Genomic DNA, 14233 nt, shown 5'->3' with positions numbered 1-14233 from the left:
CAAGGGACCATAGCGATGGATCAGCTCAGAGCTGTCGAACTGAAACTGGTGGATGATCTGTTCGGAATAAGCTCCGGATGGGTACTCGATTTCACGAACGCAACATTTGACGATTTCTTCCGTAGGGAGGTCGGTATCGACATCTACGATGATGCGTATGCATCTGGGAGTGGAAGCAAGGGGAAGCGCCTGCGGGCGCTTCTGACGATTGGACACCCACGAGCCATTGTCCGGGCACTGACGGCATTGTGGGAATACCGCGAAACCATCCGCATCAGTAGGGGAGATCCGGAGACCGTTGTCAATGCCCGAGCGCGGCTCAGTTCGATTGTCGAGAGACTGGGTGGGGCCCTATTGCCCTCTTTCGACATCAATGTCGGTTCGTCCCCCGCACAATCACATTCCGCAACGAAGGCAGGCCCAGATCATGCCGCACTTGATCGTCTCGAACGCGACTTTATAGCGCTCTTTGCGATGACGGATGAGCCTCACGCTCGAGGATATCACTTCGAGCGCCTCCTGACTGCATTGTTTAATGCCTGGGATATGGACGCGAGGGAAGGGTCCCGGCTGGCGGGCGAGCAGATCGACGGGTCGTTCCAACATGGCGCAATCACATATCTCCTCGAGGCGAAGTGGCATCGTGCGAAGACTGGAGCTGAAAACCTACATGCCTTTCAGGGAAAACTGAGCGAGCGTCTCGAAGGGACGAGAGGGTTGTTCGTCAGCTTCGAAGGCTTTACGGATGGAGCTCTCGAGGCATTCACAGCCAGGCGAATTATTCTCGCCGACGGGATGGACATTTTCGATGCGTTGAAGCGAAGGATTTCGTTTCCCGACATCATCGTTGCCAAGGCTCGGTACGCCTCGGAGTATCGCAACCCGTTCGCACGTGTGCGGACTCTGTTCCCGGCGTAGCAGCCGACTGCTGCAAGTGCGACCGGAGCATACGATTCAGGCAAAGAACTTCGGTGACGATAAGCTCTCGATCACAGCTATTTCACGCCGTGCAGCAGAGACAAAATTCTGTTTGAGGTCTTAGAGGACCTGCCTCGGCTTAGCATCTTCAGCTGCGTGCGAAGCCAAAGCACTTCCGCAGATTGCCTCGCAGCTTCAATGACAGGATCTGAGCCGATTAACTCGATTTCAAATAGTCGAGCGGTGAGGACCTCGAAAGCAGAGGCCTGCGGCCTTGGTGGATGAGGTGATCGGCTTCGGCGACTAACTCGGCGTATACCCAAACGAGGTCTCCGTTCGGTATCACCCAGACGCCCGTTAGGTGTTCTGTCCTCGGAGCCGCCTTTTGGTTAAGTGGTGCTAAGTGGCACCGGCATGGACTTCGACCTACACGTGCGCAAAGCCCCCTTGGCAGTACCAGTCACTGTTCGCCAGGGCCTGATACGTTGCCGTGCGCCATGCGTTCATATTCGCCGCCCGACAGCTATCCGCGAATTGCTGCAGGAGCAGACGCACTTCGTCTGGGCCGCCATTGGCAAGATGTGTCCTTAGCAGGTTGTGCAAGTCGGTCAGCTCTTGTGCCCCCTTGGCAGCATATAGTCGCGCGAGTTTCAGCATTTGAAATTGACGCAATACCCGGGCCGTCAGCGTGTCACTCCATCCAGGTGAAGGCGAAACAAGGAAGCGTAGTGCAGCGGGCGCACTTTCGACGACCTGGGCTACCAGCCAGAGATCACCGTCGATGTCGTCATAATATGGATGAAACGCCTCTTCATCCGCCGTCAGCGGCCGGGTATCAGATTTCGCCTTGTTGCAGTCATGACAGGCAGGAACAAGATTCCAGGGAGCTACCGCGAGCGCTGGATAGCGGGTTTTTGGAAGGTAGTGATCGAGAGTGGACACAATATGCTGCCCGCATAGAGGACATCGGCCATATTTAGGTGCGGCCAGTAGCTCGTCATAGATAGTTCGCCCCGGGCTCCCTCTCGCGACCATTCTTCCGGCGTACACGCCCGACATCTCCTTGATTGTCACCACGCCGTCGACGTTTGGGCTAGGCTCGATAGTATGAATTTCGTTGTTGGACGCTGCCTCGTCAAAGTCGATTGAGGCCTGAATGATCGTGGCGGTGACGCTCTCAAGTCGCCCTTTTAGACCAACATCGGCAACGCGACTGATAGCCGTGATGAAAACATCCTCGGCAGTAAGTTCCGGCTTTGGTAGTTTCCACATTATTCGTGACCGTCCGCATCGCGTGCGGCGATGAGGCCCCGAATGATTGCCTGGCCTTCCAAGCCAACCCGACCACCGAAATGCTCGAGGATGTCTTCGAAGTCTCCACCCTCCTCCACCTTGTCCCGCAACATCTTGTGGAAGCCCGAATCGGTGACCTCCAAGCCGAAGATTTCCCTGGTCAGTATTCCGACGTTTTCTCCAAAGGTTTCAATCTCGGGCCTCTCCGCGATCACAGTTCGTCCATTTCGTCGAACTTTCCAGACGCAGCTCATTGGCACCTCCTGCAGAACGACAGGCGAGTGTGTTGCGATGATCGCGACGCCGTTGCGGTTGATCAGGAGGTCGGAAAGGGCTCGGACAAATGCCGACAATAGCGGTGGATGGAGATGCGCTTCAGGTTCGTCCAGAAGGACGAGTGTCCTCTCCTCAACGGTTTCCACCAGACGGGTAATCGTCAGTAGAACGATTTTGTGACCCGAGCTGAGCTGCCCGAATAGGCGTGACGCTTCTGAGGAGGCGTCATCTTCATCCTCTGCTGCCAGCTGCGCCACATCAGCGTCCTTGAAAATGGGATCTGCCTCAAGCATCTGGAGGGCGCGTCTCCACCGAGAGGCCCTCGCACCGCGCCGACAAATCTGGACGCTTTCGGCGAAGTCCCGACCTAGATAGTTGGGACTCTTCGGCGCCAGCGGCTTTCCCTCAGGAGATAGCCCGACTTTCTTGAGACCGATGTAGGAGTATTGCAGTCCCGAAGACTTGTCTCTCGGAACGCTGAGCGGTGTGAAATCATCGAACGCGCTAAAACTCACTGAGACAAGGCCGGTGAACGTACCAGTGTCGTCACCGTCATGGTTGACTACAAACCTCCCTTTTGCGCGTTCGCCGTCGTTTAGAATGGACTCAGTCATGGAATTGAGCAGGTGGGTCTTGCCGACGCCGTTCCTGCCGGTGATCACGTGTATGTTGGTTGGCGGCTGAACTTCAGGAGACACCGCAAACGTCAACTCGATCCGACTCGTGTCCGAGCGGCGGTCACGGGCAGTTGTGTAGGACAATTCGTATGGCGTGACACGCGCGCCACCACGAGCCATACGACGGTACTGACCTCTTACAGCTTGCGGGGTTACGGAGCGGAGTAAGGATATTCCGGTGACTCGTTCATCGAGTGACCGCTCAAATAGATCTGCATCAAGCGCGACATCTCGAAGGCCTTCGAGGATTCGGTCGCGAAGCTCTGGACCTAGGTCGTTCAACCCCGCGTAATACGTGTCATCCTGCCCTAAGGCAAAGAACGGGTCATCCAAGGCATCGAAACGATTAGGGATGTTTGGGCGGCGCTGACCTTTCTCCATCCCGACCTGGCCGATTTTTACGGAGCCGATATCGTGCTGCTCGCCAGCAGTATCGACATAGGTCAGGAAGTACATGGTCGAAAATTCGAACCAGTCGTCCCAGTTGTCCGTGACCAGAAACGCGCGTGAACGCGCATTACTTGGCGGGCGTACGCCCGCAGCCAATACCGTAAAGAACAAAGTCGCCCCCAAGACTCTTGTTGTAGCCATACCATTGCAATGGCAGGGAGCGCCAGACCTCTGACCGGAAAGGAACAATTCATGATGCGTGGGCTTCTTGGAGTCCGGGTGGGCTTGCGCAGTGCCAACCTCTGCCTATTTCGACACACTTGATCCAGCGGAAATCGAGCCCTGTGTTCCGGTACGACCGGTTTCAGCGTTGACGATGTCGGACTCCACCGCGCTACAGCAAGGATTTAAGGCATTCGAACAGACGCCGGCCTTGGGTGTTCGCGATTTGTGCTTCCATGTTGCAACCAAGTTGGAATGTCGCGCTGCCAGCAAAGTAGAAATGTCGCCAAGGTCGTTTCGGAGGACAGGGCGCAGCAAGTCAGAAATGCGACAGTGACGCGCCGCCTGGCACCAACGCAAGCGCCCTCCAAAGTCGCATAAATGGCAGTGGGGAACTTCAGTGCTGCCTCGGCTGCCCTGCGCGCTCGACGATTTGGTCGATCTGTCATCGCCGAACTACAGCGGGGGCGGCCCCGTCCATAGCGTGCTGTCTTGCGATTGGTCGAGCTCGCCAAGAACATGCGAAGGGAGTACAAGACCGGGATGCGCGAGGGGAGCGTTGCTTCACGAGCCATGCTCGCCTGGCTGACGCGCGATCGCTTGCCGGAGAAAGCATCGCAGGAGCGACGCGTCAGGGAGCATTCCCGGCGCTGACCATGCCGCGGATCGCCTTCACGCTAGAAACCGCGTTTCAGGGGCACATTGGCACCATAGGGTCAGACCCCAAGCCTGGTTACGCGTCAGGACCTCGTATCTATTTCACCCACTTGCGTACGCGGCGCACGATCTCTGATGTTGAGATCCCGTAGCGGTCGTGAAGTGTCGGTAGCGCGCCGGCGTCGAGAAATTCGTCGGGCAGTGCGATCTGGCGGAAGACAGGGGTCACGCCCTCGCGCATCAGCAGGCCAGCGACACCTTCGCCCAACCCGCCGATCATCGTGTGGTTCTCCGCAACGACCACCATCCGTCCAGCCCGGCGCGCGGCGGCAAGGATTGCGTCCGTATCGAGCGGCTTGATGGTCGGCACGTGCAGCACCGCGCAGTCGATGCGGTCCGCTTCGAGCGCCTTCGCGGCCTCCAGCACGCGCATGGTCATCAGCCCGCTGGAAATGAACAGCACATCCGCACCGTCGCGCAGCAGCCGCGCCTTGCCGATCTGGAATGTGTAATCATATTCGTCGAGCACGACGGGGACCTTGCCCCGCAACAGCCGCATGTAGACCGGCCCCTTGTAGTCCGCGATCGCCTCCGTGGCCTGTTCGATGTCGAGCGCGTCGCATGGATCGATGATCGTCAGGTTCGGCATGCCGCGGAAAATCGCGATGTCTTCCGTCGCCTGGTGGCTGGGGCCGTAGCCGGTGGTCAATCCCGGCAGAGCGCAGACAATTTTGACGTCGAGGTTCTCCTCGGCAATCGCCATGCATATGAAATCGTAGGCACGTCGCGAGGCAAAGACAGCGTAGGTCGTGGCGAAGGGCGTGAAACCCTCCCGCGCCAGGCCAGCGGCAGCGCTCATCAGCACCTGCTCCGCCATGCCCATTTGGTAGAAGCGATCCGGATGCTCCTGCGCGAAGACATGTAGGTCGGTGTATTTCGCAAGATCAGCCGTCAAACCCACGATCCCGAGCCGCTCGTGTGCCAATCTGGCAAGTGTGTGCCCAAACGGCGCGTTGCGGGTCGCAATGCCATCGGGCGCAATCGAGGCGATCATTGCCGACGTCGTTTTGCGCTCACCCGCGTTGACGGCGTGGCGCGGCGCGAACTTTGACAGCCTCAATGCGAACGTCCCCTCTCCAAAGCTTCGAGGGCCAACGTCCATTCATGCGGCTCGACCCGAATGAAGTGTGCAATGTCGCGGGATTCAAGGAACGGCACGCCCTTGGCCATGCGAGTGTCGCAGACGATGACACGCGGGCGAGGTTCCTTAAGCCCGCGCGCCAGATCGAAGGCCATGCGGACTGCCTCAATGTCGTTGCCGTCGACACGCTGTGCGTGCCAGCCGAACGCCTCGAACTTGTCGGTCACCGGCTCGGAGGAAAGCATCGCGGTCGATGGGCCGTCGGCTTGCTGATTGTTGAAGTCGACGATGGCGATGAGATTGTCGAGCCTGTGGTGTGCGGCCGACATCGCTGCTTCCCAGGTCGAGCCCTCGCCGAGCTCACCATCGGACATCAGATTGTAGACGAAACTGCCGCTCCGCTTGCGTTTCAGCCCCAGGCACATGCCGACGGCAATGCCAAGGCCGTGGCCGAGCGACCCGCCGGTGATCTCCATGCCGGGCGTATACGCCGCCATGCCGGACATCGGCATGCGGCTGTCGTCGGTGCCATAGGTTTCGAGCTCTTCCTCCGGGAGCACGCCCGCTTCGATCAGCGCGGCGTACAACGCGATCGCGTAGTGTCCGATCGACAGCAGGAAACGGTCGCGCCCCTCCCAACGCGTGTCGGTAGGCCGGTAACGAAGCGCATGGAAATAGGCGACGGCGAGCACGTCGGCGACCCCCAGAGCCTGTCCGACATAGCCCTGGCCCTGGACTTGACCCATGCGCACGGCATGCCGACGGATACGATAGGCACGTTCGGCAAGGCCGACATTGCTGCCGGCCCGAGGCATATCGATCTCCGTTGTCCCTTCAGCCATGGATCAGCATCCCACCATTGACGTCGATGACGGCGCCGGTGATGTAGCTGGCCAGATCGGACGCGAGGAAGAGATAGGCGCCCGCCACGTCGCGGGCATCGCCCAGCCGACTGAGCGGGATACCCTTGATGATATCGGCGCGCATGGCGTCGGTCAGTTTGTCACCGGTGATGTCGGTCTGGATGAGCCCGGGCGTGACACAGTTGATGCGGATGCCGTCGGGTCCGAATTCGCGCGCCATGGCCTTGGCAAGCCCGAGCACGCCCGCCTTGGCGGCCGAATAGTGTGGGCCGCCGAAGATGCCGCCGCCGCGCTGTGCGGAAACCGACGACATGCAGATGATCGATCCGCCGCCATTCTCGCGCATATGCGGGATGAAGGCCTGGCTGAGATAGAGAACGCCGCGCAGATTGACATCGAGGATCCGGTCCCAATCAGCGGGGCCGATATCCAGTGTCTTTACTGGCTGCGTGATCCCGGCAATGTTGCACAGCACGTCGACCTTGCCGAAGACCTCAGTCACTTCCGCAGCAGCTTTCTTGCAGGCATCGAGATCGGCGACATTGCAGGCGAGACCAATGTGCTCGGGCCCAAGCGACGCGGCTGCGTCACGGGCTTGTCCCTCATCGAGGTCAAGAATGGCAATGCGCGCGCCTTGCTCGGCCATCAGCGTTGCCGTGGAGCGGCCAATTCCTCTAGGGCTCGCGGCACCCGAAATCACCGCGGCCTTGCCCTTCAGCAACATGTCAAAGTCTCCTGCTGTTTACGCGACGAATGGTCTAAAGGCGGTAGTACCGGGCGGCGTTGTCGTGGAACAACGCAAGCCGCTGCTCATGGGGGTAAGCCTTCGTGATCTCCTTGAAGGCATTAACGATGGCGTCGAAGCTCGAGAACAGCTTGTCGACCGGAAAGTTCGTCGCGAACATGCTGCGGTCGACGCCGAACGCGGCGATCGCTTCCTCGACATAGGGACGGATCGATGCAGTGGTCCATCGCCAGTCGCCCATGCCGAGACCCGAGATCTTGCAGGAAACGTTCGGCGCCTGCGCCAACTTGTGCATGGCTTTTCTCCATGCCCCGAAATGTTCAGGGCCATCAACTTGCATTCCGGTGTGGTCGAGGATGATCTGGACGTCGGGAAAATCGTGCGCGAGCTCAAGGAACTCACCCATCTGCGGATAATAGAGCTGCAGGTCGAAACTCAGCCGGCGTTTCGCCAATTCGCCAAATCCTAGCCGCCATTGTGGCGTCCGGCTCACTTCAGGCCGGGCCTGATACGTCTTGGCGGAGTCGGGATGGTAATTCATCGACTGCCGGATACCCCTGAAGTTCGGATACTCCATGTGCTGGTCGAGAAGGTCGCCCACATCGGGTTTGGAGAGGTCGGCATAACCGACGATGCCGTGGGGAAACCCACGCTTGTTCGCGATCTCCTGCAACCAGCGAGTCTCCCCCACTGGATCGCTGGGATTGAACCCCACATCGAGATGCACCGATTTGACCAGGTTCTGGTTCCTAGCGTCTTCCAGATAGTCATCGAGAAGGTAGCTTTTTCGGATCGCCTCGTAGTCACCGAAAACCGACGGCTTAACCCCGTCGGTCAGCCAGGGATAGTAATTGGTCTCCAGGTCCCACAGATGATGGTGCGGATCGATGAACGGCAGCTCGGCCACGGTCGGGATTCCTCGCTCGGGTTCAGGACCCGCCAGCTAGCCGGCGGGTCCACTGGGTGGCGGTCAGTTGCTCGGGGGGAAAACGCGGGCGATGACCTTCTTGGCCTCAGGACTGTCGACCTTGTCGGCGGTAACAAGAGGCATGACCAATGCCATGTCCTGGGTCACCGGCGCGCCCGTCAGTGCGTTGTAGACCTGTTGGGTTCCGTCGATACCTTGGCCCACAGCCTCCTGGAAGAAGATGCCCTGGATCGCCCCCTTCTTGAGCAGCGCAATCGTGGTTGGCGAGCCGTCGGCGACGGTAATGCCGATCTTGCCGTTCAGGCCACGGGTTTCGACCACCTTGGCGGCCCCGGTGCCAGCTTCGTCATACATGCCGTAAATGGCCTTGATGTCGGGATTGGCCGTCAAGAGGTCATTTGCCTGGGTTACAGCTTCGCTGATCGTCAGGCCCCGCGTCTCCAGCATTTGGACGAGGTCGCAGCCTGCAGCCGCGAACGCCTCCTTGGCGCCTTTGAGGTACTTCTGCGCATTCTCCCGATCCTGCGGCAAGGACAGCATGCCGACCTTCTTGCTGCCACGCTCCTTGGCGAGCTCGCAGGTGAATTTCGCTTGCGCTTTGCCGGTCTCATAGTTGTTCGCGGTGACCGAGGACGTATAGTTCGTGAGGCCCGGCTGTGGCCCGATGCCGGCAAAGGCGATCGGCACTTTCTGCTTCGCCAGATAGTCGAGCAGCGGTGGTGTCGACGTCGAGCTGACAGGGCCGATCACAATGGCCGAGACACCTTTGGTGACGGCTGTCCTGGCATTGTCCATCTGCTTGGCAGGCGAATTCTCCGACGTATACTCGACATAGTCCATGCCGAGTTCCTTGGCCTTCTCCTTCACGCCGTAGCCGACCCATTGCCAGTAAGAGATGTCCAGCGATGGGGCGATATAGGCGACGGTCTTCTTGTCTTCAGCGTATGATGCGCTGGACAGTGCGGCCGCTGCCAATGCTGCAAGCAGGATTGTCTTCATTTTCATTTTGGTTCCTCCCGTTGATGATCTAGATTCGGTTCTTGTTGCTGAAGCGGTCGATCAGAACCGCGAGCAGGATTGCGGCGCCTGTGACGGACCCCTGCCAGAAGCTGTTCACGCCGATGAGGTTCACGCCGTTCTGGATGCAGGTGATCATCAGCGCGCCGAGCACAGCGCCGATCGCACTGCCCGTCCCGCCAAAGAGGCTTGCCCCGCCGATGACGACGGCGGCAATCGCCTGCAGCATCAGGCTGGCGCCGGCCGTGGCTTCGGCGTTAAGGATGTAACTAACGGTCAGCAGCCCGGCGAAAGAGGCAAGCAGGCTCGATGCGACGTAGGCCGCGAACTTGATGCGCAGAACCGGGATGCCGAGCAGTCGGGCAGCAATTGCCGACGAGCCGACGGCATAGAACCAGCGTCCGACGACGACCTTGCGCAGCACGTATTCCAGCGCGACCATCAATACGATGCAGAACAGAAGATGGTTGGGTATGCCGGGAATGATCTCGCCCGAATTTAGGAGCCAGAAATCCGGCGCACCGATCGGCATCGAGCGACCATTGGTGACGATGAAGGCAAGGCTGCCCGCCACCGCGTAGGTGATGAGGGTGACGACGAAAGGCGCGAGCCCAACGACCGTGACCAGAAGACCATTGATCGACCCGAACACAAGGCCGACCGCCAGGCCGGCAGCGCTCGCGGTCAGTCCATCAGCGCCACTGGCCATCGCCAGCGCGGTTACCATTCCGGTGAGGGAGAAAACTGAGCCGACCGAAAGATCGATGCCGCCGGTGACAACGACCAGCAAAACACCAAGCGACATAATGATTAGAGGCGCGGCGGCCTGAATAATGTTTTGCAAATTGCCCATGCTGAGTGCGGCGGGCACGAACATGCCGACGGCCAGCAGCAGGACGACGATTGCCGCGGCAATCGCGACTTCGGTGCGGTACGAAAAGAGAACTGCTGGGACGCGGAACCTGGTGGTCCGGAGCTTGTTGGTTGTCGTGGTGCCGTTGGTTGCGTCGGTCATGCGGCCATCCCCGTCAGTTCGGCGAGCCCGCCTTCGGTATAGCGATCCTCAGGCAGAAATCCCTTTGGCCGCCCATCGGTGTCGAAGGCGAAGATGGCGTCGCAAAGCTCGAGCAGTTCGACGTTCTCGGTCGACCACCAGATGATGATCGCGCCGGCGTCGGCCATCTGCCGGATCAAGCCGTAAATGTCATGTTTGGTGCCGATGTCGACGCCACGCGTTGGCTCTTCCAGCACCACCATGCGCAGCGGCAGCCCAAGCAAGCGTGCGACCAGAAGCTTCTGCTGATTGCCGCCGGACAGCGAGGCCGGCAGGTCCCAAATCGAGCCGGCTTTCAACTTCAGCGCCGACACGAGATCGCGACATTCCTGCCTCTCGGCCGCGGCGACGATCCGCCGCCTCTCGCGAACCCTGCGCGCTGCGAGCACGTTGTCGACGATCGGAAGCTGCGAAAGGATACCCTTGGTCGCCCGGTCGCCCGAGACAAAGCCTATGCCGGCGCGCGCCGCTGCCGCCGGGGACGGGAAGCGGTCCCCGAAGCCTTCGCCGGAGAGGCGCCAACCAGCGCCGGGTCCCGCGCCCACAAGGGCAGCAATGAGACCGGTCGGACCCGCGGGTGCGCCGGCCAGTCCCAGGATGGTGCCGGACAAAATTGAGATCCGGACGTCGCCTGGGCCAAGGAGTTCGATTGGTGAGCCCTGGCGGGGGTTCTGCTGCGGGTTGCGGTGCGTGGCCTGACGCTGCGTGGGTTGTCCCATCTGCTGGACGATCTCCCCGTCGCTGAGCGAGGCGAGGGGCGCGGCATTCGCGATGGTGACGCCATCGCGCAAAATAGTGCAGACGTCGCAGAGCTCTCGGATTTCCCGCATACGGTGAGACACAAAGACGATGCCGATGCCTTCCTCGCGCACCAGCCGCTTCAGCACCGAGAAGAGTTTGGCCGTCTCGCCGGCGGTGAGATTGGCCGTGGGCTCGTCGAGAAGCAGCACTTCCGCTCCAGTAGAAAGCGCACGAGCGATCTCGACGATCTGGCCCTCATGAAGCGACAATTTGCGTGCCGGCAAATCGATGATTTCTTCGCCGATCGCTGGGTCGATCAGGCGGAGCGCACCAAGCGCAATTTCGCGCATGCGGCGACGGCTGATCAGCGACCAGCCTGACCTGGCATGCACAATGCCGATATTTTCCGCCACCGATAGCTCGGGCAACAGCGCCAGCTCCTGATGCACCACAGCGATGATCGGGCTGGTGCGGTCGGCCTTCGACGAGCGCAGGTCAATCCCACCGGCATCGCGCGAGGTCAGCCCCGTGATGATGCGGATGAGGGTGCTCTTGCCGGCGCCGTTGCCGCCCAGGAGCGCATGGATTTCGCCAGCCCGGACCTGAAAACTGACGCCCCGAAGGACCCGCGTCGCGCCGTAGCTCTTCTCGACGTTGGAAGCTTCGATCAGCGTCTTCCTGGCTGATGCCAGCCCAACGCCCGGTAAATTGCCGGTAGTGCCCAAGCTTTGAGCTGAACCCGGTTCCATCCTCTATCTCCTCCCAATACCGAAGGATCATGCGACCGATTGACATTCGGCTCAATTCTCGTTTCTTAACATTTTGTGTAGCTAAGCTTAACTGACGAGCACGATGTCGGATTTCAAGTTCAATTCCATGACCCATTTCGAGGCGGTCGCGCGTCTCGGAGGCGTGGCGAAGGCCGCGCAGGAATTGCGCGTGACACCTTCGGCGGTCAGCCAGCAACTGCGGTTGCTCGAACACCAGCTCGGGGTGCGGCTTTTTCAACGCGAGAAGCGTCATCTTTCGCTCACGATCGACGGCGAGCGGCTCTTTCAGACCACCACCCAGGCTTTCGAATCCATCCGCGAGGTGCGCAACGCCATCGTGCGGCAGCGTGAGAGCTTCCAGCTCAGCATCCGTGTCAGTCCTTCTTTCGGTGAGAAGTGGCTGGCACCGCGCTTGGCCGAGTTCAGCAAGGACTATCCGAGCTGGAATTTGCGGGTCGACGCGACACCCAACTTCTCCGACTTCGAAACGGAGGTCATCGATCTCGATCTTCGTTACGGCGACGGCGGCTGGGCCGGCCTCTATTCCGATTGCGTCGTCAACGACTTGATCCTGCCGATGTGCTCGCCTTCCTATCTTGCCGAACTGCACGCGATCTCGCCGGATCCGCGCGAGCAGCTTCGCCATGCGCGATTGATCGACAGTGTGAAGGCCTATTTCCGTTGGGATTACTGGCTGCCGCGCAACGCCATCCAGGGGGCCCGCATGACCTATCCCTATCGTTTTGACCGTTCATCGATGTCGGTTCAGTTGGCTAAGGATGGGGCAGGCGTGGTCCTGGAGAGCACATCGATCGCATTCGAGGACCTGGTGTCGGGCTCCCTGGTGCCGGTCTCAACCGAGTTCGACGTCATAGAGTTTCCGGGCTATTGGCTGGTCTGTCCTTCGCGGCATATGAACCGGCGCGCGGTTCGCCTGTTTTCGGAATGGGTGTCACGGATCGGAAAGCGTGATACCGATCTGGCTCGCCATTTTCTGTTGGAGAAGCAACTCCACATATCGTTCGAGCGACGGCCGCATTTCGGCGCGCAGGATGACAGAGCCACACCAATGGCGTGATACAACAATGTTGATCCCGTATTAGAGTTTTTCAGAACGGCCAAGTTGACCTTGTGCGCATGGCGACAATAACGTTCTCAGCAGGTCGAGGCGCACCATGCGGTGGTCCTGTCGCAAGGAGGCAAAGCCAATTCCACCGAAACAGGAGGTCATAATACGCACGAAGTCGACCGGATATCTTTCCGCCTCCGTGGTGGCTATCTGAAATCCCGACACGCCGACCGTGGTCTGCGGGCGGGTTCATTGGGGCAAAGGCCCTAAATCGAATGAGTATCGCAGGGCGGCCGAGCAAATTCGGGCTGTGACGAAGATGCCTAGGAACCTTCTGGAAAGACTGACAGGATTTTTTCTCTCGGCCGAGCTGCACCGCTATCGGCTCGGCCGCGTGCGCGAAAGCAGTTGAACGATGTGCTGAAGTTCGGCTTTCATGACGGGCGTAGCCGAACCGGAATGCCTCGGGCGCGTTCGCGGGGTCGAGTGCAAAGCGAATCCCGGGCGTGATGGCAAGGCCCGCGCTGGCCGCGTTCGCGGCCCAGGTTTCCCCGCTCAGCCCGTTTCGCAGGCGCAACCAGAGTGCCAGGCCACCCGCCGGGAGGTCGAACATGACATCGTCGCCGAGATGCCGGCTGGCTTCCTCGGCCAGGAGATCACGCCGCGACGCGTAGATGCGTCGGGCCTTGCGGGTGCCGTTGCAACACTCCGTCTCCAATCAGCCTGGCCAGGGCTTGTTCGAGTGGGAAATCTCCCTGGCGGTCGATGGCCTCTCGCCGGTCGGCTATACGCGCCAGGATGTTCGGCCGCGCGGTTATATATCCGATCCGGATAGCGGGTGTGAGCAGCTTGGACAGGGAGCCGACATAGACGGTGGGCTGTTCCGGGTGCGCCCGTGCGGCTAGCGGCAGCACGGGTCGTCCTTCGAATCGGTATTCGTGATCATAGTCGTCCTCGATGACGACCAGTCCACGCTTTCGCGCGATGTCGAGCAGTTTTAGCCGGCGACCGGCACCGAGCGTCGGGTATTGATGGTGTGGCGTGACATAGATCGCTTTCGGGGCCGTTTCCTGCTGGGCGATATTTTCGAGTTGCGTGACGTCGATACCCTGGGTGTCAACTGGTACGGCGATGATTCTGGCGCCTGCTGCCCGAAACGCCGTCCACCAGAGGATAGCCTGGCACCTCCACGGCAATGGCTTGGCCAGGGTCAATAACCGCAGCCGCTGCCAGGAACAGCCCCATCTGGCTGCCCCTTGTCACCAGTATCTCATCAGGCGAGGCCGCAAGTCCACGATCGCTTGCTAGATAATCGGCAAGTGCCAGCCGCAGGACGCGCGCACCACGTGGATCGCCGTATCCAGCGTCGGACGCAAAAGTGCTGGACTGACCAGAAACTCGGGACGGCTTATTGGAGGATGCTGGGGACATATTGGCAGGCTCGCTTTAGCAACCCTATTGCAGAGTCCACC

At 60.0% G+C, this 14233-nt stretch carries 13 protein-coding genes; 2 read left to right on the top strand and 11 right to left on the bottom strand.

Going from position 1 to position 14233, the window contains the following annotated elements; all coding sequences use genetic code 11:
- Positions 1 to 15 precede the first annotated feature (15 nt).
- Positions 16 to 918 (top strand): restriction endonuclease, encoded by a 903-nt coding sequence (locus tag EB235_RS32230; RefSeq protein ID WP_027033400.1) that lies wholly within the window; start codon positions 16 to 18, stop codon positions 916 to 918.
- Positions 919 to 1344: 426 nt separating this feature from the next.
- Here the strand turns inward: EB235_RS32230 and EB235_RS32225 are convergent, their stop codons facing one another.
- The 9 genes from EB235_RS32225 to EB235_RS32185 form a co-directional block, all read right to left on the bottom strand.
- Positions 1345 to 2190 (bottom strand): HNH endonuclease, encoded by an 846-nt coding sequence (locus EB235_RS32225; RefSeq protein WP_027033401.1) that lies wholly within the window; start codon positions 2188 to 2190, stop codon positions 1345 to 1347.
- Positions 2190 to 3725, bottom strand: coding sequence for an AAA family ATPase (locus EB235_RS32220; protein WP_027033402.1), 1536 nt, complete (start codon positions 3723 to 3725; stop codon positions 2190 to 2192). Before EB235_RS32220 ends, EB235_RS32225 begins: the two co-directional genes overlap by 1 nt.
- Positions 3726 to 4530: 805 nt before the next feature.
- Complete coding sequence (locus tag EB235_RS32215) at positions 4531 to 5553, bottom strand: transketolase family protein (RefSeq protein ID WP_027033403.1); 1023 nt, start codon at positions 5551 to 5553, stop codon at positions 4531 to 4533.
- Entirely contained in the window at positions 5550 to 6389 is an 840-nt protein-coding gene (locus tag EB235_RS32210) for a transketolase (RefSeq protein WP_106406568.1), read from the bottom strand. Before EB235_RS32210 ends, EB235_RS32215 begins: the two co-directional genes overlap by 4 nt.
- 19 nt (positions 6390 to 6408) lie before the next feature.
- Entirely contained in the window at positions 6409 to 7161 is a 753-nt protein-coding gene (locus EB235_RS32205) for an SDR family NAD(P)-dependent oxidoreductase (RefSeq protein ID WP_027033405.1), read from the bottom strand.
- Positions 7162 to 7195: 34 nt separating this feature from the next.
- Positions 7196 to 8089, bottom strand: coding sequence for an amidohydrolase family protein (locus EB235_RS32200; RefSeq protein WP_027033406.1), 894 nt, complete (start codon positions 8087 to 8089; stop codon positions 7196 to 7198).
- Positions 8090 to 8152: 63 nt separating this feature from the next.
- Positions 8153 to 9109, bottom strand: a complete 957-nt coding sequence (locus EB235_RS32195) for a substrate-binding domain-containing protein (protein ID WP_407660607.1) — start codon at positions 9107 to 9109, stop codon at positions 8153 to 8155.
- 28 nt (positions 9110 to 9137) lie between these two features.
- Positions 9138 to 10142, bottom strand: a complete 1005-nt coding sequence (locus EB235_RS32190) for an ABC transporter permease (protein WP_027033408.1) — start codon at positions 10140 to 10142, stop codon at positions 9138 to 9140.
- Positions 10139 to 11671 (bottom strand): ATP-binding cassette domain-containing protein, encoded by a 1533-nt coding sequence (locus tag EB235_RS32185; protein WP_080680414.1) that lies wholly within the window; start codon positions 11669 to 11671, stop codon positions 10139 to 10141. The genes EB235_RS32190 and EB235_RS32185 overlap by 4 nt, the downstream gene beginning before the upstream one ends.
- Before the next feature lie 103 nt (positions 11672 to 11774).
- On the opposite strand from EB235_RS32185, the gene EB235_RS32180 reads away from it, so the two are divergent.
- A complete protein-coding gene (locus EB235_RS32180; protein ID WP_027033410.1) occupies positions 11775 to 12770 on the top strand; it encodes a LysR substrate-binding domain-containing protein in 996 nt (331 codons plus the stop codon).
- 647 nt (positions 12771 to 13417) lie between these two features.
- Here EB235_RS32180 and EB235_RS32175 read toward each other — a convergent pair.
- Positions 13418 to 13975: an aminotransferase class I/II-fold pyridoxal phosphate-dependent enzyme gene (locus EB235_RS32175; RefSeq protein ID WP_027033411.1), complete on the bottom strand. Its 558-nt coding sequence runs from the start codon at positions 13973 to 13975 to the stop codon at positions 13418 to 13420.
- Positions 13878 to 14192 carry an aminotransferase class I/II-fold pyridoxal phosphate-dependent enzyme gene (locus tag EB235_RS35155; protein WP_263496943.1) on the bottom strand — a complete coding sequence of 105 codons (315 nt, stop codon included), beginning with the start codon at positions 14190 to 14192 and terminating at the stop codon, positions 13878 to 13880. The genes EB235_RS32175 and EB235_RS35155 overlap by 98 nt, the downstream gene beginning before the upstream one ends.
- Positions 14193 to 14233: the final 41 nt, after the last annotated feature.

Source organism: Mesorhizobium loti R88b, from assembly GCF_013170845.1.
Taxonomy (GTDB): domain Bacteria; phylum Pseudomonadota; class Alphaproteobacteria; order Rhizobiales; family Rhizobiaceae; genus Mesorhizobium; species Mesorhizobium loti_B.
This window is presented reverse-complemented; position numbering and strand designations above follow the sequence as displayed.